The 18,413-nt window shown below is 39.6% G+C and carries 12 protein-coding genes; 11 read left to right on the forward strand and 1 reads right to left on the reverse strand.

Annotation, left to right across the window (positions count from 1 at the left end):
- Positions 1–18 precede the first annotated feature (18 nt).
- Together J6O61_RS11820 and J6O61_RS11825 are read left to right on the forward strand one after the other, a co-directional pair.
- Complete coding sequence (locus J6O61_RS11820) at positions 19–780, forward strand: response regulator (RefSeq protein WP_292213409.1); 762 nt, start codon at positions 19–21, stop codon at positions 778–780.
- A 10-nt stretch (positions 781–790) separates the two neighbouring features.
- A complete protein-coding gene (locus tag J6O61_RS11825; protein ID WP_292213411.1) occupies positions 791–3,931 on the forward strand; it encodes a hybrid sensor histidine kinase/response regulator in 3,141 nt (1,046 codons plus the stop codon).
- A gap of 74 nt (positions 3,932–4,005) precedes the next feature.
- Here J6O61_RS11825 and J6O61_RS11830 read toward each other — a convergent pair whose 3' ends face one another.
- The gene (locus J6O61_RS11830) at positions 4,006–6,522 is read right to left on the reverse strand and encodes an ATP-binding protein (protein WP_292213413.1); all 2,517 of its coding nucleotides are present in this window, start codon (positions 6,520–6,522) and stop codon (positions 4,006–4,008) included.
- 160 nt (positions 6,523–6,682) lie between these two features.
- Here J6O61_RS11830 and J6O61_RS11835 point away from each other — a divergent pair, with 160 nt between their 5' ends.
- The 9 genes from J6O61_RS11835 to J6O61_RS11875 all read left to right on the forward strand — a co-directional run bounded on the left by J6O61_RS11835 (position 6,683) and on the right by J6O61_RS11875 (position 18,399).
- The gene (locus tag J6O61_RS11835) at positions 6,683–7,288 is read left to right on the forward strand and encodes a TetR/AcrR family transcriptional regulator (protein ID WP_292213416.1); all 606 of its coding nucleotides are present in this window, start codon (positions 6,683–6,685) and stop codon (positions 7,286–7,288) included.
- Positions 7,289–7,300: 12 nt separating this feature from the next.
- Positions 7,301–8,242 (forward strand): carbohydrate kinase family protein, encoded by a 942-nt coding sequence (locus J6O61_RS11840; protein ID WP_292213418.1) that lies wholly within the window; start codon positions 7,301–7,303, stop codon positions 8,240–8,242.
- A 119-nt stretch (positions 8,243–8,361) separates the two neighbouring features.
- Positions 8,362–9,882 carry a 4-alpha-glucanotransferase gene (gene malQ / locus J6O61_RS11845; protein WP_292213421.1) on the forward strand — a complete coding sequence of 507 codons (1,521 nt, stop codon included), beginning with the start codon at positions 8,362–8,364 and terminating at the stop codon, positions 9,880–9,882.
- Positions 9,883–9,938: 56 nt separating this feature from the next.
- Positions 9,939–10,967 carry a LacI family DNA-binding transcriptional regulator gene (locus J6O61_RS11850; RefSeq protein ID WP_292213423.1) on the forward strand — a complete coding sequence of 343 codons (1,029 nt, stop codon included), beginning with the start codon at positions 9,939–9,941 and terminating at the stop codon, positions 10,965–10,967.
- A gap of 166 nt (positions 10,968–11,133) precedes the next feature.
- Positions 11,134–11,937, forward strand: coding sequence for an alpha/beta hydrolase (locus J6O61_RS11855; RefSeq protein ID WP_292213426.1), 804 nt, complete (start codon positions 11,134–11,136; stop codon positions 11,935–11,937).
- 93 nt (positions 11,938–12,030) lie between these two features.
- Entirely contained in the window at positions 12,031–14,550 is a 2,520-nt protein-coding gene (locus J6O61_RS11860; protein ID WP_292213429.1) for a glycoside hydrolase family 31 protein, read from the forward strand.
- A 500-nt stretch (positions 14,551–15,050) separates the two neighbouring features.
- Positions 15,051–16,493, forward strand: coding sequence for an ABC transporter substrate-binding protein (locus tag J6O61_RS11865; RefSeq protein WP_292213431.1), 1,443 nt, complete (start codon positions 15,051–15,053; stop codon positions 16,491–16,493).
- 138 nt (positions 16,494–16,631) lie between these two features.
- Positions 16,632–17,540: a carbohydrate ABC transporter permease gene (locus J6O61_RS11870; protein WP_292213432.1), complete on the forward strand. Its 909-nt coding sequence runs from the start codon at positions 16,632–16,634 to the stop codon at positions 17,538–17,540.
- A gap of 13 nt (positions 17,541–17,553) precedes the next feature.
- Positions 17,554–18,399 (forward strand): carbohydrate ABC transporter permease, encoded by an 846-nt coding sequence (locus J6O61_RS11875; protein WP_292213433.1) that lies wholly within the window; start codon positions 17,554–17,556, stop codon positions 18,397–18,399.
- The last annotated feature ends 14 nt before the right edge of the window (positions 18,400–18,413 follow it).

The raw sequence follows: 18,413 nt of genomic DNA on the forward strand, positions 1-18,413 counted from the left end.
AATAACGGAGGATTCATTATGTTTTTCGGCTCAGGTAAGGTTTTGGTAATAGGAGAAAAAGAGACTTTTATCATCAAAGTACTACTCGGTAAATTAAATGATGCTAAGATTGAAACTGCTTTTGCCTCAGAGGATGTAAATGCAATTAATGCAAATTGGCCCGATAATGGAACAATTATCTATTATATGGAGGCCGGTGACAGGCTTACTCCGGAGATCGAGACTTTTCTAAAGGATAAGCTCTCCGAAGACAATAAGCAGCTTTTTGTTATTGGAGACATTGTTGATACAAGAAGCGTAACTGATAATTTTCCTCCGCACCTGATCGGAAAAGTATTTGGAAGACCTCTTGATTATGATGCTTTTATCAATGCTGTTTCCATTTATTTTAATTTGGAAGCAGAAGGCGAGATGAAAAAGAGCATTTTAATTGTGGATGATGATCCCAATTATATGGGACTTGTAAGGGAATGGCTTAAAGACACTTATAAAGTTTCAATGGCCAATTCCGGCATGCGAGCTATTAAATGGTTAAGTGTTAATAAAGCTGATTTGATACTTCTGGACTATGAAATGCCGGTTACATCAGGACCACAGGTTCTCGAAATGTTAAGAAGCGATCAGGAAACTAAAGATACTCCGGTTATCTTTCTTACAGGTAAGGATGATAAGGAAAGTGTAATGGCAGTTCTTTCCCTTAAGCCTGAGGGCTATGTGCTTAAGACAAGCGGAAAGGATGGAATAGTAAACACAATTCGTAAATTCTTTATGTCAAGGTGAATGTAGTCTGATGGAGAAAAAGAGTTTTAAAGATTATTCAATCAGAGAAATTAATATCTACAGAGTCTGCATCATATTAGAGGGAATAGTTCTGAACATTTTGTTATCAAGAGTTTGCGTATGGCTTAAAATACCGCTTTTTCTTGATACGGCAGGGACTATTTTTGCCTCGGCTGAGTGCGGCCTTTTTGCAGGTATCGTGGTGGCATTGACATCTAACGTACTTGGCAATTATTTCAGCAGTACTTCAATGTATTTTGCTCTGGTTAATATTTCTGTTGCTTTATGCTCCAACAGATTCTTTTATAAAAACTACTTAAAGAAGAAAAAAGGAATCATTGTATATATTGCAGTAATAGCCTTTGTAAGCGGTATTCTTTCTGCCTTCATTGAGTGGTCCTTAATCGGAGTGCCTAAAAATCCACTGATTTCAGGAGCAACACAATTTCTTTCAAATAGCGCAGGACTCCCGTATATGCTTTCTTTTGTGCTATCCGATATTGCTGTGAATGTGATTGACAAAGCATTTACAGTAGCCATAGGACTTTTTATTGTGTGGATTATTCCGGGGCATGTCAGAGAAGGTATATGGAACAGGGAGTATAACTATGCGGAGATAGCCAGGGAACAGTTTAACTCAGGTGAGTATGACAATGTCAACCGCAAGCAGATAAGGGGAAAACTTCTTGCCATAATCGCTCTTGAAGCAACATTTTTATCTGCAGTTATTTCTTATATGAGTATATCTTTGTATAATGAAAATGCTGTAAAAGAAAGAATTGAGCAGGTAACAGGTGTAACCAAGCTTATAGCCGGTGCTTTAGACGGCGACATGATTCCATATTTTTTGGAAACGGGGTTTGCCAGCAGGGAATATCTGGATATGGAAGCTCTTTTGGTGGCTACCTGTGCCAATTCGCCGGGAATAGAATATACCTACATATATCAGATTAAGGAAGACGGATGCAGAATAATATTTGACTCTGATCCCAACTTTAAGGAAAATGGAGAGGTTGGTGAGTTTTTGGCTTTCGATGAAGATTTTCTGGAATATATTCCGGATCTTCTTGAGGGAAAAAGAATTGAACCTATAGAAACAAGGGATAAATATGGATGGTTTATAACTGCCTACGAGCCTGTTTATAACAGCAGCGGTGAGTGTGTTGCCTATGTCGGAGCAGATATGTCTATGATGGATCTGCTCAGTTATATACATGACTTTACGATAAGAGTGCTTTTGGTAGCTTTAAGCTTCCTTATACTTAGCATATCGCTTGGTATATGGCTTGCAGCTAATTATCACAATATATTGGACAGACAGTATGATCTTCTGCAGAAGGCAAAAGAAGATGCTGACAGCGCAAATAGGGCAAAGACAAGGTTTCTTGCAAATATGTCCCATGAGATAAGAACGCCTATAAATACCATTATGGGAATGGATGAAATGATCCTCAGAGAGGATGCTACAGGCATTTCTGAGGAATATTCCGGTGCAATAAGAAATTATGCCGTGTCTATCAAAAAGGCATCTGAAATTTTACTGGGACTTATAAATGACATCCTTGATCTGTCCAAAATAGAATCGGGGAAAATGAACTTGATAGAAACAAACTATGACACGGCGGAAGCTATCAGAAATGTAGTGTCAATGATACGTGTCAGAAGTAATGAAAAAGGATTAAATTTTAAGGTTGAAATAGACAGAGACATTCCTAAAACTCTTTATGGAGATGTGGGAAAGCTTAAACAGATTGTCTTAAATCTACTTACCAATGCTCTTAAATATACTGATGAGGGCGGTTTTACGCTGAAAATAGCTCTAATTGAAAAAAGAGAAAACAGTTGCATTTTGTATTTTGGGGTTAAGGATACCGGAATCGGTATCAGAAAAGAGGATATTAAAAAGATATTTGCCCCCTTTGAAAGAGTAGATGAAGTAAAGAATGAAGCTGTTCAGGGAACAGGCCTTGGGCTTAATATTTCGCGTCAGTTTGTCAAGCTCATGGGAAGTGAGCTTAAATGCGAAAGCGAATACGGAGAAGGATCAATATTTTTCTTTACACTTGAGCAAAAAGTTATAAACAGTGAGCCGATAGGGGAGTTTGTAGAAAAGTATGATGAAAAGCCTTCGGGCAGGTATATTCCTAAATTCATAGCTCCTGAAGCAAAAATCATGGTGGTTGATGACAACGAAATGAACCTTCAGGTCATTTGCGGTCTGTTAAAAGGAACAAAGGCCAAAGTTGTAACAGCCATGAGCGGCAGAGAATGCCTTGAAAAGCTTGATGAGAGTTTTCATCTTATTTTGCTTGACCATATGATGCCTGAAATGGACGGAATAGAGACTCTTCATGAGATACAAAAAATCACAGTTGATATACCGGTAATTGCACTTACTGCAAATGCCGCTTATGATGGGAAAAACTATTATAAGAGTCAGGGATTTATAGATTATCTTGCCAAGCCTGTAAATGGAGATCAGTTTGAAGAGACAATAATAAAATACATACCTGACAGATTGATTCTGGAAGCTGACGGGGATGAAACCTTGGAAGAAGCAATGCTTCCCAAGGAAATGCTGAAACTAAAAGATATTGAAGAGATAAGCATAGATGATGGTCTTAATTTCTGCGGAAGTGTAGAATCCCTTGAAAAGTTTCTTGATACCTTCTATGGAAGCATAGATGAAAAGTCCAAAGAAATAGAAGATGCCTATAACGCAGAGGATTATGAGTTTTATACGATCAAGGTTCATGCGTTAAAGAGCACATCCAGAATAATAGGAGCCAAAAAACTTTCTGCCCTTGCCCTTAGTCTTGAAGAAGCCGGGAAGGCAGGTAATATTGAACTGATAAAAGACAAGACGGCAGAGCTTTTATTCCTATATAGAAGCTATAAGGAAATACTGAGTGGATATGCCGGAGAAAGGCACAAAGGTAATGCACATAAGGAGTCTGTTTCAGATGAAATATTGCAGGATGCCCATAACGCATTAAAAGAGCTGATACAGACTACGGACTATGACGGAGTAGAAATGGTCATTTCCGAACTTGAAAAATACAGCCTTCCCCCTGCAGAACAGGAAAAAATCGCCAATCTGAAATCACTCCTTACAAAGGCAGATTGGGATGAAATGGAAAAACTGATGTAAGCAAAATCTTCCATTTAGGAGCAGCGACCGGGAGCCATCGGTGCGCAGCACATATGGCTCCCGGTCGCTGCTCCTTAGTGGGAAGATAGGATTTCATCGACTTTGTCCCAATCAAAGGCTTTGAGGGCTTTTGAAATTTCGGCGAAGGTTTCAGTGTCTGCAGGAGGAAGATCGTATTTTTCAAGTTGGGATAGAATCAGTTCGGCGCTGTCGTAATCCATTTGTGTTGCAGTTTCTTTAAAGGTCTCATAGGCGTTTTTTAGATCCTCGGAGGATATTTTATCTTTTACAGCTTCGTTTGAGGTATTGTGAGAGTTTAGGCGGGAGAGCTTTTCCTTATAGGATCTGTACATGGTAAGAAGCTCATTGTGGTGTGCTGATATAAATGCTATGTCGCCTCTGTTTCCTGCATCCTCCATTTTCCTGGCAAGTTCTGAAAGGCTGTTGGCACCAATGATCCTTGAGGAACTCTTAAGAGCGTGTACCTTGATAGTGTAAAGCTTTATATCTTCTTCGGCATAGGCATTTTCTATAACCTTCGCATTCTCGTCAATAGTATCAAGGAAAAGCTGAACCGAGAATATATATCCTGTGACTCCGCCGCAGTTTTTTATTCCGGATGCTACATCAATATCATCCAGCTCTTCAAGCCATTTCATATCAGGAGGAAGTTCCATGGTATCTTCATTTACAAGTTGCGGCTCCAGCTTTGTTACCAGTTCTTCCGGCAGGTTTTTGATAATTATCCTTTCAAGAGCTGCTGAATCAATTGGTTTACTGATATATCCGCAAAAGCCCTTTGAACCATAGAACTCATCTCCGTTTGCCATATAGTTGGCGGTAAGGGCAACGGCAGGGATGGTTTTATTGATTTCCCGTACCTTTTCAAGTGTTTCTATGCCGTCCATTCCGGGCATCATGTGGTCTAAAAGAAGCAGGTCATAAGAATTTTCTTTTATAAGGTCAATGCAGGCATATCCGGATTCGGCAGTATCTACTTGAACCTTTGTTGATTTTAGAAGCCCCTTTAAAACTGACAGATTCATGGAATTGTCATCTACAACAAGAAGCTTTGCATTCTCGGCGGTAAAGCTTGGAAGATACATTCCTACTGATTTGGTGTCATCAGTTTCTTTGAATTGACCTATCGGAGTTTCATCTATAACCTTCTGACTTACATTAAAGGTAAAGACAGAGCCTTCTCCATAGACACTTTTGCACGTCAGGCTCCCTCCCAAAAGTTCGGAAAACTGCTTGGAGATGTCAAGCCCAAGACCGGTTCCCTGAATTCCATTGTTTTTTTCTTCATCAAGTCGCTCAAATGCTGTGAAAAGTTTTGGGATATCCTCTTCCTTTACACCGATTCCGGTATCTTTTACCGAGAACAGGAGATTGTATGTGCCTGAATTTTTGCCAAGAACCTTTGCTGTAAGTGTAAAACCGCCTTTATCCGTGTATTTAACGGCATTTGTTAAAAGATTCAAAATGATCTGTTTAATCTTTCCCATATCGCCGTAAAGCCTTGTGGGAAGGCTTTGGTCAATATCAAGATCAAATGTCAGGTCTTTTTGGTTACTTCTTATACGGATCATAGTGATAACTCCACGGAGAAGTTCCTGAACATTGTATTCCTGCTCTACCAGATGCATCTTTCCCGATTCAATTTTTGAAATATCAAGAATATCGTTGATAAGTCCGAGAAGTGATTCAGAAGCATATTTTATATCCAGTGCATAATTGGTAATTGACATAAAATAAGACTTTGGAACATCGGTTGCATCTTCCCTCAGGATCATTTCGTCCATTCCGAGAATCGTGTTGATAGGTGTCCTTATCTCATGGGACATGTTAGCCAAAAATCGCGATTTTGCCGTATTGGCTCTTTCTGCTGCAATCTTGGCTTCCTGTAATTTATTCATGTTTATAATTTCGAAAACATAAATAAGAACAATCATTCCAACAATTGTTATGTTGGTAAGTGAGAGCCCGTAGGAAAAAATCTGTATTATGGTGGCTATATAGGGGAGAATGCTAAAGGTCAGAAGAAAAGCGGTGGAACCTTTTCCTATGTAGCGTCTGTATTTAACTATAGCCATTATTTGCAGAAGCGTAATAGCAAGAGGGAAGGTATAGGATATTATAAATCCGGGATTTCTTACGTAGCGGTTTGAAGCATCAAAGGTGTAATAAAAGTGGGTAAAAATATTTAAGATGATCATCACGCTTCCGATAGTGAAAAGAACCTCGCAGATGACCAGAGATAAAGGCGGTGTTTTATGATGAGCAGTCTCTTTTACGATGTCCATAACATACAGATTAAATGCATGGGAAACAAATAAGGAAAGGAAATAAACGAGAAAATTACTGATTCTTACCATCCAGTATCCTTTGTCTGATATATCCCCTCTGTATATGTAGGCAAGTCTGTCAAATATGAGAAGAAACATGGCAGACAATTCCATGGACACAAGTGCATGCTTACGTATCATGGTAAGAGTTTTTGTGGACAGAGCAAGTATAGTCAATACTCCGCAGCCACCACTTAAAAAGAGCATAATATCAAGTTGGTAAGTTCTCAGAAAATCGTACATAAAAGCACCTGCCAAATGTGTATTTATAGCTATCATAAGTATAGCATACTTAATGATTAAAAATTGATAAAAAACGGTAAAACGTTTGAAGTAGACCGGTAAAGGTGCTATATTTAAATTAGACTGTTGTAGTCAATATAGACTTCATAGGGTGTACAGGATGAATGAAAAATTTTTTGAATTGAAAAAAGAAAAACAGGACCGTATGATAAATGCAGCACTTTTGATATTTGCCAAGTACGGATATCATCATGCCAGTACAGATGAGATTGTAAAAACTGCAGAAATAAGCAAGGGACTGCTTTTTCATTACTTCGGAAGTAAAATAGGTCTCTATGCATTTTTATATGATTATGCCACTCGTTTTGTGACGCTGGAACTTGCACAAAATAATGTTGGAAAAAATGAAACAGGGTATTTTGAGCTTTACAAACAAATTTTATCGGCAAGGGCAGCAGCCATGTCGCAATATCCATATATATTATTATTTTTGCAGAAGGCAGAGGAAGAAACTTATGCCGAAGCTGTGGCTGAAATAAAAGAAAGGCGCGAAAAATATAAGAGAATCATGGAGGCACTACAGGAAAAAGCCGACATTACTGTATTCCCAACGGAGATCAGTTACAGTATGGTCTGGGATATGCTGGAATACACGGTAAACGGAATAATGACAACTCATCTGAAAGGAGATAATTTCAGAGCAGATTTGTTTTTGGCAGAAGCCTTGGAATATGTCGATATGATAAGCAAAATGGTTTTCTCATAAAAGGAGGCAAGCATGAGCAAGTTTTTAGTAGCCGGTGTAACACAGATTGAAACTATTGTCAGGGTAGATAAAATACCGATAAGTTTCTCACCTTTGACAAATGCCCAGGATTCGATTTTTACCGCAATGGGCGGCGATGCGTACAATGAGTCTTTAGCGCTGAAATGGCTTGGTGATGATGTTACTTTTATGTCCATTGTGGGAAGAAATCAGGATCTTAGTATGATCAATCCGCCGGACAGGAAAATTACCCTTTCTACGGAATTTATCATTCCTCAGATGAAAGAAACCCCTACTGAAGTTGTGCTCTATGATAAAGAGAGAAAACAGCAGATATTTGAAGATATAAAAGATCTTAGGGATAATGTTTACGATATGTCAATGGTAGCTCCCATTGCGCATGAGTGCGATATGATGGTGCTTGCCAATGCCAATTTCTGCAGACCTTTTGCAAAAGCTGCAGCAGAACACGGCAAACCTATTGCGGTAAATATCAGAAGCTACAATCCCGAAAAGGAAAAATATAATACTGATTTCCTTGAACCTGCTAAGGTTCTGTATTTCAGTGATGACACGCTTTCCGAAGATCCTTATGTATTTATTGACAGAATGGCATCTACATATGGAACAGAGATAATTATTCTGGGACAGGGTAGTGAAGGTCTTATTCTATTTGATAAGACAAAAGATATAAGGGCTCATTACAAGACAGTTAAGACCAATGAAGTTGTAAATACCATCGGCGCAGGAAATGCTCTTTTTGCATGTTTCCTTCACTATTACATGGAAACAGGAGATAGCGTAAATGCAATAAAAAATGCACTATTGTTCGCATCTTACAAGATTGGTTACATGGGTACGTCAAATGGATTTATGACTGTAGATCAGCTTGAACAGTGGAGAAATCTCATTTGGGGAATCAAAAAGACTCCATTTGAAGAGCATGGTGTATGATTAATTTTAAACTTGAAAAAAGAAAAATAAACTGATAAAGTAGAGCTATGGAAACGTTACCGGTAATGGCAACTTTTTCCGTAGCTCTTTTAAAGCATTTTTATTAGTGAGGATTTGTTATGGCAAATAAGAATACAGAGAAAACAAGATTATGTGGAGTATTACTTCCTATTTTTTCACTTCCTTCCGGATATGGGATTGGAACTTTTTCAAAAGAGGCGTATGAGTTTGTGGATTTCCTGAAAAAAGCCGGACAGAGTTACTGGCAGATTCTGCCTCTTGGTCCTACAAGCTATGGAGATTCTCCATATCAGTCTTTTTCGACATTTGCCGGAAACCCTTATTTTATTGATATAGATACTCTTATAGAAGAGGGACTTCTGACGGATAAGGATGCAGCTAAATATGACTTTGGCGCTGCAGAGGAGTCAATTGATTATGAGAAACTTTACAAGGGAAGATTTGAGCTTTTGAAGATCGCGTACAAAGGATTGGATAAAGCAAAAGATGCTGCGAACTTAAAAAAGGAATTTGAAGAGTTCAAGAATAATAAAGATAATGACTGGCTTTTTGATTATTCTCTTTTCATGGCTCTAAAAAATGCTCATGGTGGAAGAGCCTGGAACACTTGGGAAGACGGGCTTAGGCTTCGCAATAAGGAAGCATTAAATAAGGCGGCAGAGACATATAAAGAAGAAATAGATTTTTACAGTTTTCTGCAGTTTTTGTTTTCAAAACAGTGGACAAAGTTAAAAGCATATGCCAATGAGAATGGAATTGAGATAATAGGTGATATTCCTATTTATGTTGCTTTTGACAGTGCTGATACATGGGCAAATCCTGAACTGTTCCAGCTTGATAAGGACAATGTACCTATTGATGTAGCAGGGTGCCCGCCTGATGCTTTCAGTGCTACAGGGCAGTTGTGGGGGAATCCTCTTTACGACTGGGAGTATCACAAAAGGACAGGCTATAAGTGGTGGATGAAGAGAATAGCTCAGTGCTACAAGCTTTATGATGTAGTCAGGATCGATCATTTCAGAGGCTTTGATGAATATTATGCAATTCCTTTTGGAAATCCGACAGCTGAAATCGGCGAGTGGAGAAAAGGCCCGGGAATAGAGCTCTTTGAAGTTATGAAAAAAGAACTTGGGCAGAAAAAGGTAATTGCTGAGGATCTTGGATTTTTAACCAAGTCAGTTATAAATCTGGTTAAGAAGACAGGGTTCCTAGGAATGAAGATTCTTGAATTTGCGTTTGATTCAAGGGAGGAAAGTGACTATCTTCCACACAACTATACTAAAAATTGCATTGTTTACACAGGAACTCACGACAACGAGACAGCTAAGGGCTGGTTTAAGGCTCTTCCAAGAAATGACAAGAAATTTGCCAAGGAGTATCTTGGAATCACTTATTCCAAGGATGCGGTTTGGGCGATGATAAGATCTGCATTTGCAAGCGTATCTGATACAGCTATCATTCCAATGCAGGATTACCTTGAACTTGACGCATATGCCCGAATCAATACACCTTCAACTCTTGGCGGAAACTGGGTGTGGAGAATGAAAAAGGATGCGCTTACTGATTCTCTTTGCGAAAAAATGCATGACTATGCTAGAATCTACGGTAGATTAAAGTAAACGGCAATAGGCAAAAGCCTATGTCGTTTACTATAAAAATACAAAAGGTAGATGTTATGGCAGATATAACTATAGTAGAAATTGCAAAAAGATGTGGAGTAGGGGTAAGTACTGTATCGAGGGCAATAAATGACCATTCGGATATAAATCCGGAGACTAAAAAAAGAATCCTTGAAGTTATAAGAGAAACCGGTTATGTACCTAATAACAGTGCCAGAAATTTAAAGCGCACAGATGCCAAATGTATTGCAGTACTTGTCAAAGGTATTACGAACCCGTTTTTTACTCCCATGATCCAGATTGCGGAAGAGGAAACAGAAAAAAGAAAGTACGCACTGGTATTAAGACACGTAGAGGCATATGAGGATGAGCTCGATGTGGCGCTTGAGCTTGAGAAAGAAAAGCGCCTTCGCGGAATAGTATTTATGGGCGGAAGTTCCAAACACTCATCAGTTAAAATCAAGCAGCTGAATGTTCCGGCGGTTTTTGCAACAATTGGTTCTGATATTTCCGATAACCTCAGCAAGAAGGAATACTCTACTGTTTCTGTTGATGATTTCAATGAGAGCAGGAAGATGACTGAATATCTCATCGGACTCGGACACAAAAAAATAGCTATTTTATCAGAAGGAAGCGAGAATCCTTCCATAGTAAAACTAAGATTGGAGGGCTATATTCAGGCGCTTAAGGATAATGGAATAGAGATTGATGAAAAGCTTATAAGGCTTGTTGATAAAAGAATTTATTCCATGGAAAACGGTTATACAACTACTAAAGCGCTTATAGAATCCGGTGTGGAATTCACGGCTCTTTATTGTATTTCTGATGTACTGGCTGTGGGAGCTTTGAGAGCCTTTGCAGATGCCGGAATCAAGGTTCCGGAAGATGTAAGTCTTGCAGGCTTTGATGGTCAGGATATATCAAGATTTTGCATTCCGAGACTTACAACTGTAAGGCAGCCGCTTGAAGATATCTCCAAGGAAACCATGAAACTTATATTTGATATCATTGATGGAGAAAGCGGCCACAGGCACATAACTTTCCCGGGAGAACTGATAGAAGGGGAATCTACAAAGAGAATATAAATCTGGCAATGCATTCTTGAATTATTAATTCAGGAATGCATTGTTGTTTCTTTTCAAGTTTCATTATCACCAAAAAAGTAAAAATAATCTTATCGAATTTACACTATAGACTAACGCAATATCGTGCGATTACAATTAATGCAATGAGTTTTTTGGGGAGGTCTATATGTTCTGTACATGTCACTATTTCAGCCACGTTTTAAATCATAATACGGAGATAAATGTTGTCATTCCTACACCGGAAGGAAATGAACAGATAACAGCCACGGGGAAAGATGCGCGCTACGACTATGAGCATGGGCTTCCGGTGGTTTATCTTTTACACGGAGCATTTGGCGATAACAGTTCCTGGGCAAGATTTTCAAATATTGAGAGGTATGCTCAGGCACATAACTGTATTGCCGTTATGGCAGGTGTAGAGAACAGTTTTTATCAGGATATGGCTCACGGAGGCCAATACTTTACTTACATGACCAAAGAGCTTCCTGAGTATATAACTCGTATTTTCCCTGCATCAAAGAGGCGCGAAGACACATATATTGCAGGTCTTTCCATGGGAGGATACGGCGCTTGGTTTTTGGCACTTTCAAGACCGGATCTTTATTCTAAATCAGCATCAATGTCAGGGGCTTTAGATATTGTCAGGCTGCATGATGAGGCTATGTTAGGCAAAGTTGACAATCCTTTTCCATGGGAGGATGCCTTTGGAGAAACGGCTAGCTGCCTGGAGGGAAGCGATAGAGATTTGTTTGCCCTGCTTAAGAAAGATATTGAAAACGGACAGGTTCCTGAACTCTATCAGGCATGCGGAACAGAGGATTTTCTTTTTGAACTTAATAGAGGAGTTCATGAGAAACTTATAGAAATGGGCGTTAAGAGTGTCTATAAAGAAGTTCCTGATCATATGCATAACTGGGATTTCTGGGATTTGGAGATCAGAAGTATTCTTGACTGGATGTTGCCGGGTTAATTGAATCAGAACCAAAGAAGTGTAATTAATTCTAAAATAATCTATAGGTGAGTAGTGTGAATTTATTAATTTAAAAGTATTAGGAGAAATTCCATGAAAATATGTAAGAAGTTAAACACTATAAAAAAGACTGATTACGGATATCTGGCTGAGCTTGATAAAGCATATATGAAGATATGTTTTTTGACAGACAGCATTGTGAGAATCAAGGTTTGCTTTGACGATATTGCAAATGCCGGTAAGTCTGAAGGCTCGTATGTTCTTCAGATGACAGGATGGGATGACAGGCTTGATTTTCTTTTTGAGGACAGAAAGCATGTAACTCCTGTGATTTCCAATCTGGAGGAAAAAGATGATGAGATTGTCTTAAAGACTAGCAGTAACTGTCTTGTTATTGAAAAAGATCCTCTTAATTTAAAACTCCTTGATAATGAAGGAGATGTTATTTATGAAGGCGCTAAGGGAAGCCCGTTTATTAAAGATGCCAATAACAGAGTGATCTCTTATACAAGAATGAAGGAAGAAGACTGCTTTTACGGCTTTGGTGAAAAGACAGGTCCAATCAATAAGAACAAAGATTTCATCAGAGAAAGAGCAACAGATTCCTGGAGCTATGATCCGGAAAAATGTGACACTATGTACAAACATATTCCATTTTATATAAGGCTCGACAGGGATACCAAAAAGGCAGCGGGATTTTTTTACAACAACTTCCATGAATCTGTTTTTAACATGGGAAAAGAAAAGAGCAATTACTGGCCAAGATACACATACTTCCAGGCTGACGGCGGAGATCTTGATCTTTTCATATTCACCGGCCCGTCCATAAAGAATGTGCTTGATGATTATACAGCTTTGACGGGAAGACCGGTTCTTTTGCCAAAAAGAGCTCTTGGATATCAGGGTTCATCAATGTACTATTCAGAGCTTGAAAAAGATTCAGACAAGGCGCTGATAGAATTTGTAGAAACCGTAAGGAAAAAAGGATTCCCTATTGACGGGTTCCATCTTTCATCGGGATATACGTCTTATGACAATAAGAGATGTGTTTTCACCTGGAATAAGGAAAGGTTCCCTGATCCAAAGGGATACTTTGCGAAAATGAATGAGCTTGGAGCTCAGAACGTTCCTAATGTTAAGCCGGGAATTCTTTTGATGCATCCAAAGTTTGATGAGTTCAAAAAGGAGGGCGTTTTTGTCAGAGACAGTGAGGATGAAAATGAACCTGCTGTTGGCTCATGGTGGGGAGGTTCGGGAGCATTTTGGGATTATACCAATCCTAAAGGGAGAGAGCTTTGGAAAAAGTATCTCACAGAAGCTGTGATTGATGTGGGAACTGACTCTGTTTGGGATGACAACTGTGAATATGACAGCTTACTTGATCATGACAGCAAGTGTGATTATGACGGACAAGGCGGAAGAATAGGTGAACTTAAGCCGGTTATGTGTACTATCATGAGTAAGCTTGCCTGTGAAGCGGTAAAAGAGCATGACAAGAGCAAAAGACCTTATGTTGTTTGCCGAAGTGGTAGCAGCGGAATTCAGAAATACGCTCAGAACTGGGTTGGTGATAACTGCACAGCGTGGAGAACTTTAAAACACAATATACCGACAATGCTTGGAGTGGGACTATCAGGCCAGCCCAATACAGGCTGTGATATTGGCGGTTTTGCGGGGCCGGCACCTGAAGAAGAGCTCTTTGTCAGATGGGTGCAGCATGGCATATTCCAGCCAAGATTTTCAATTCATTCGGCAAGCAGTGACAATACTGTTACAGAGCCATGGATGTACCAAAGGCAGACTGACAGGATAAGAAATGCGATGTTACTGCGCTATCGTATGATTCCTCATTTTTATTCACTGGAATACGAAGCGCATATGACAGGTGCGCCTATAATGAGACCGCTGGTCTATGAATTCCAGCAGGATGAGAATGTATATGAAGAAAATTATGAATTTATGCTGGGAAGAGATCTGCTTGTTGCAAACGTTATTGAAAAGGGACAGATTGTAAAAGAAATATATCTGCCGGATGGATGCAAGTGGTTTGACCTTGAGAATAATTATAAATGCTATGAAGGCGGTCAATTTATAAATATACCTGTAAATATTAACTCTATTCCAAGATTTTTGAGGGAGGGAGGGATACTTCCTACAGCGCTTAACCAGCCCATGAATGCCGAAAAAGATCCTGTTACCGATTTGAGTCTTACATTTATTCCGTATACTGATGGAAAAGAGCATATTTCGGAATATGTTTACTATGATGATGATGGATGCAGCAATGATTTTGAGGAGGGCGTTTACAGAAAGACCACTATAACCATGAGTGGCAACAGCGTAATCGATATTTCTTTCAAGGGCGAAGGAACTTATAAGGATACTGTTAAAAGAGTGGTAGCTACAGTTGTCTACAAAGAAAAAGCGCCATTGTGGATATCTTTTGAGGATAAGAAGCTGACACATATTTTGGACAGGGAAAAGTTTGAAGCTTCTGACAACTGCTGGTACTACAGCGAGACTTTGAGGGCAGCGCTGGTAAAATTCAATAACCCGGGACATGACGCTGCGCTGAAGGTTTCTTTTGAAGAATTTGATTTGATTGGTATGTGAGCGATATAAGGATTCAAATAGATACAAAGCTGTGCTTGCACAAAGCTTTGTATCTATTTGAAGACTGAACGTACATGAGGAAGTAGCGCGATTAGCGCGGATTCCTCATGTACGTAGGATTGCGAAAACGAAGTGGAGCAATCCGCATATCGCTCACATAAGTAGTAGTAGTATATATACCTGCGCACAAAGCTGTGCTTGCACAAAGCTTTGTATCTATTTGAAGACTGAACGTACATGAGGAAGTAGCGCGATTAGCGCGGATTCCTCATGTACGTAGGATTGCGAGAACGAAGTGGAGCAATCCGTATATCGCTCACATGAGTAGTAGTAGTATATATATATCTGCGCACAATGCCGTGCCCAAACTGTGCAAAATGCACATATAAAAGATATGATATCTATATTTTGTGGTTATTATTTACACGACTACAAAATGACGATATAATAATTATAGTATTTTTATACAAAGCCTGCAATTAAACTTAGGAGGGAAAGAAATGAAAAAGAAAGTGATTTCAATGGTATTGTCAGGAATGATGGTATTATCCCTGGCAGCTTGTGGCGAGACAGCCGCAGACACAACTGCTCCTGCAGCAGAGGAGACACCTAAGGCTGAGACACAGACAACGGAAACTCCCGCGGCAGAGACTCCGGCAGCAGATACTGCTGATGCTTCAGCAGCTGCTTTTGATCCTGCAACAGCCGGCGATGTAACTGTTGGATTTGGATGGTGGGGAAACCAGGTTCGTGATGAAGTTACAAAAGCTGCATGCGATCATTTCACCGAACTTTATCCAAACGTAACATTTAACCTCAATTCTCAGGCATGGAATGATTATTGGGCACAGATGACAAGCTTTTCATCAAGTGACACACTTCCTGATCTTATGCAGCAGGATTACGCATATTTTGAGCAGTGGGTTGAAGCAGGGGATCTTCTTGACCTTACACCTTACGTTGAAAGCGGTGCTCTTGATCTTTCAAAGATTCCGGAGAGCATTGTTGACACAGGAAAGAGTGCCAGCGACGGACATATCTATGCAGTGTGTGCAGGTATGAATGCTCCGGCTCTTTCATACAACAAGACACTTACAGATGAGCTTGGAATTACTGTTCCTGATAACATGACTTGGGATCAGTTTGCAGAGATTTCAAAACAGATTTATGACGCAAAGGGAATCGGTGTTGTATGGCACAATTTTAACTCAGAAAATCCAATTGCTTACTTTGCCCGTGGCAAGGGTCACAATGCATTGTTCGAAGCTGATGGCGTTACAGTTTCAGAAGAAGAGATGACAGAATTCTATACACGTCTTCAGAACGCTGTTGCAGAAGGATGGCTCTTTGATACAGATAAGTTTGCATCAGTTGATACAGCTACAATTCCTCAGAGCCCACTTGTATATGGTTCAGATCCCAGTGTAAGAAGCTGGTGTACATTCAACTTCTCAAACCAGTACATGGCATTCTGCGATGCAGCAAAGGCTGATGGAATCGAACTTGGCATCACAACATGGCCGGAAGATAACGGAGCACAGGCTAACTACCTTAAGCCTTCACAGTTCTTCTCAATTACAACAGACACTCAGAATCCTGATTTGGCTGTAGCAATTCTTAATTACCTTATCAATGATGTTGATGCAAACACTCTTCTTAGAGCAGAGCGTGGTGTTCCGGCTAACAGTGAAGTAGCTGCAGCTATTGCTGATACAGTATCACAGACAGACTATACATATCCTATCATTGTTGAGTATCTTGATATGGTATCAAAGAATTCAACAGCAATCTTCCCTCCGCTTCCCGGATATGCAGGGACAGTTAATACAGATGTCATCGAGGGTATCACAAGCAGAGCACTTTCAAAGAATCCTTCCGATACACCTGCAGACCTTGCCAAGGACTTTGTAGAGGGTGCAAATAAGGTAGCAGCTGATTATTAATTTGGGGAATAACAGTTTTACACCTTAAGTAATTGAACCAAAGAGAGGTGTTATTTTTATAAATTATAAATCTGGCGTCTCTCTTTTTTTACAAAAAAAGCTAGTTTACTGGACATCAGAGAGAAAGGGGAGAGTTCTATGGATAAAAAGAAAAACTTCCGCCAATGGCTTGGGCAGGAGAAAGTGGCAGGCTACGTATTCAGTTTGCCGTTTATCATTGGTTTTTTGATGTTCATGCTTATACCGATGATACTATCGCTCTACTTTTCATTTTGTAAGTACGACATTCAAAACCCTGCAAAATTTATTGGTTTAAGGAATTATATAAACATTTTTACAGATGATGCATCTTTCTGGAAAGCTTTAAAGGTTACCTGTTATTATGCGCTTATCGGAACACCTTTAAAGGTTATATTTGCTCTTATCATCGCTCTTATTCTGGCAAAAGATACTAAGCTTACCGGTTTTTATCGCGCAGCATACTACCTTCCTTCAATTATCGGAGGATCTGTAGCTGTAGCAATTCTTTGGAGACGAATGTTTGAACCAACCGGTACTATCAACGCAATTCTTTCGGTAGTTTTTCCGGGAATTACCAATTTCAACTGGTTTGGTGAAGGAAGTGCCATTTGGGTTCTCATTATTTTGACGGTATGGCAGTTTGGATCTTCGATGCTTATTTTCCTGTCATCACTTAAACAAATAAATCGTGAACTATATGAAGCTGCGGAGGTTGACGGAGCAAACAGGTGGAGACAGTTCTGGAAAATAACACTTCCTCTTTTGACACCTACAATATTCTTTAACCTTGTACAGCAGACCATCAATTCCTTCCTTGCCTTTACCCAGAGTAAACTTATTACTGATGGCCAGCCCAATGACAGTACCTTATTCTATACATTGTATGTGTATAAAAAGGCATTCCCTAACATGGGAAAGAGTCAGATGGGATATGCATCTGCTCTTGCATGGATCATGCTTATTATTATTTCCGCTGTGACAGCGCTTCTTTTCTGGAGCCGTAACAAGTGGGTATATGAAGACTAAGGGGGACGCTGATATGAATATGAAAAGAAAGATCTTGGATTTGATCTATCATATACTGGTTCTTTGCGGAGCGTTTATTATGATCTACCCGCTTTTGTGGATGATCTTCAGCTCTTTTAAGCCAACTGATTATGTATTGCCAACTGCAAAACAGCTTATTCCGTCAGTTTGGACACTTGATAACTACAAGACAGGATGGAAGGGATTTATGGGTTACACCTTCGCAACCTTCTTTAAGAATTCCTTCTTTATTTCCATAACATCAACCTTTGGAACTTTAATTTCATCATCACTTGTGGCCTATGCACTTCAGAGACTTGACTTTAAGCTTAAAAAGCCTTTGTTCATTCTGGTGTTGTCCACTATGATGCTTCCGCCACAGATTCTGATGATTCCTCAGTACATGTGGTTTAGGAGACTTGGCTGGGTTGGAACATATTTTCCAATGATTCTGCCATACTTCTTTGCCATTCAGGGATTCTTTGTATACCTTATCATGAACTTTATTCAAGGGGTGCCCAAAGAACTTGATGAGGCTGCAAAGATTGATGGATGCTCATTTTATGGAATTTATTTCAGAATCATTCTGCCGCTTATCGTACCGGCCATGATAACAAGTGCCATCTTCTCATTTATATGGAGATGGGATGATTATCTTTCAGCTTTGCTGTATGTAACAAAGCCTGAGATGAGACCAATATCACTTGCCTTAAAGCTCTTTAACGATCCGTCGGCAGGCTCTGATATCGGTGCAACCCTTGCTATGTCAACGCTTTCAATCGTTCCTGCAACTATTCTTTTCCTGATATTCCAGAAGTCTTTGGTAGAGGGAATTGCAAGTTCAGGTATTAAAGGATAACTGCTCAAGATAAG

Source organism: Butyrivibrio sp. (assembly GCF_017635265.1).
Classification (GTDB): Bacteria; Bacillota; Clostridia; order Lachnospirales; family Lachnospiraceae; genus Butyrivibrio.

What these genes read in the sequence shown, in the direction of transcription:
- J6O61_RS11820 (WP_292213409.1), top strand. Translation starts at nt 19, where the DNA reads ATGTTTTTCGGCTCAGGTAAGGTTTTGGTAATAGGAGAAAAAGAGACT.
- J6O61_RS11825 (WP_292213411.1), top strand. Translation starts at nt 791, where the DNA reads ATGGAGAAAAAGAGTTTTAAAGATTATTCAATCAGAGAAATTAATATC.
- J6O61_RS11830 (WP_292213413.1), bottom strand. Translation starts at nt 6,522, where the DNA reads ATGTACGATTTTCTGAGAACTTACCAACTTGATATTATGCTCTTTTTA.
- J6O61_RS11835 (WP_292213416.1), top strand. Translation starts at nt 6,683, where the DNA reads ATGAATGAAAAATTTTTTGAATTGAAAAAAGAAAAACAGGACCGTATG.
- J6O61_RS11840 (WP_292213418.1), top strand. Translation starts at nt 7,301, where the DNA reads ATGAGCAAGTTTTTAGTAGCCGGTGTAACACAGATTGAAACTATTGTC.
- malQ (WP_292213421.1), top strand. Translation starts at nt 8,362, where the DNA reads ATGGCAAATAAGAATACAGAGAAAACAAGATTATGTGGAGTATTACTT.
- J6O61_RS11850 (WP_292213423.1), top strand. Translation starts at nt 9,939, where the DNA reads ATGGCAGATATAACTATAGTAGAAATTGCAAAAAGATGTGGAGTAGGG.
- J6O61_RS11855 (WP_292213426.1), top strand. Translation starts at nt 11,134, where the DNA reads ATGTTCTGTACATGTCACTATTTCAGCCACGTTTTAAATCATAATACG.
- J6O61_RS11860 (WP_292213429.1), top strand. Translation starts at nt 12,031, where the DNA reads ATGAAAATATGTAAGAAGTTAAACACTATAAAAAAGACTGATTACGGA.
- J6O61_RS11865 (WP_292213431.1), top strand. Translation starts at nt 15,051, where the DNA reads ATGAAAAAGAAAGTGATTTCAATGGTATTGTCAGGAATGATGGTATTA.
- J6O61_RS11870 (WP_292213432.1), top strand. Translation starts at nt 16,632, where the DNA reads ATGGATAAAAAGAAAAACTTCCGCCAATGGCTTGGGCAGGAGAAAGTG.
- J6O61_RS11875 (WP_292213433.1), top strand. Translation starts at nt 17,554, where the DNA reads ATGAATATGAAAAGAAAGATCTTGGATTTGATCTATCATATACTGGTT.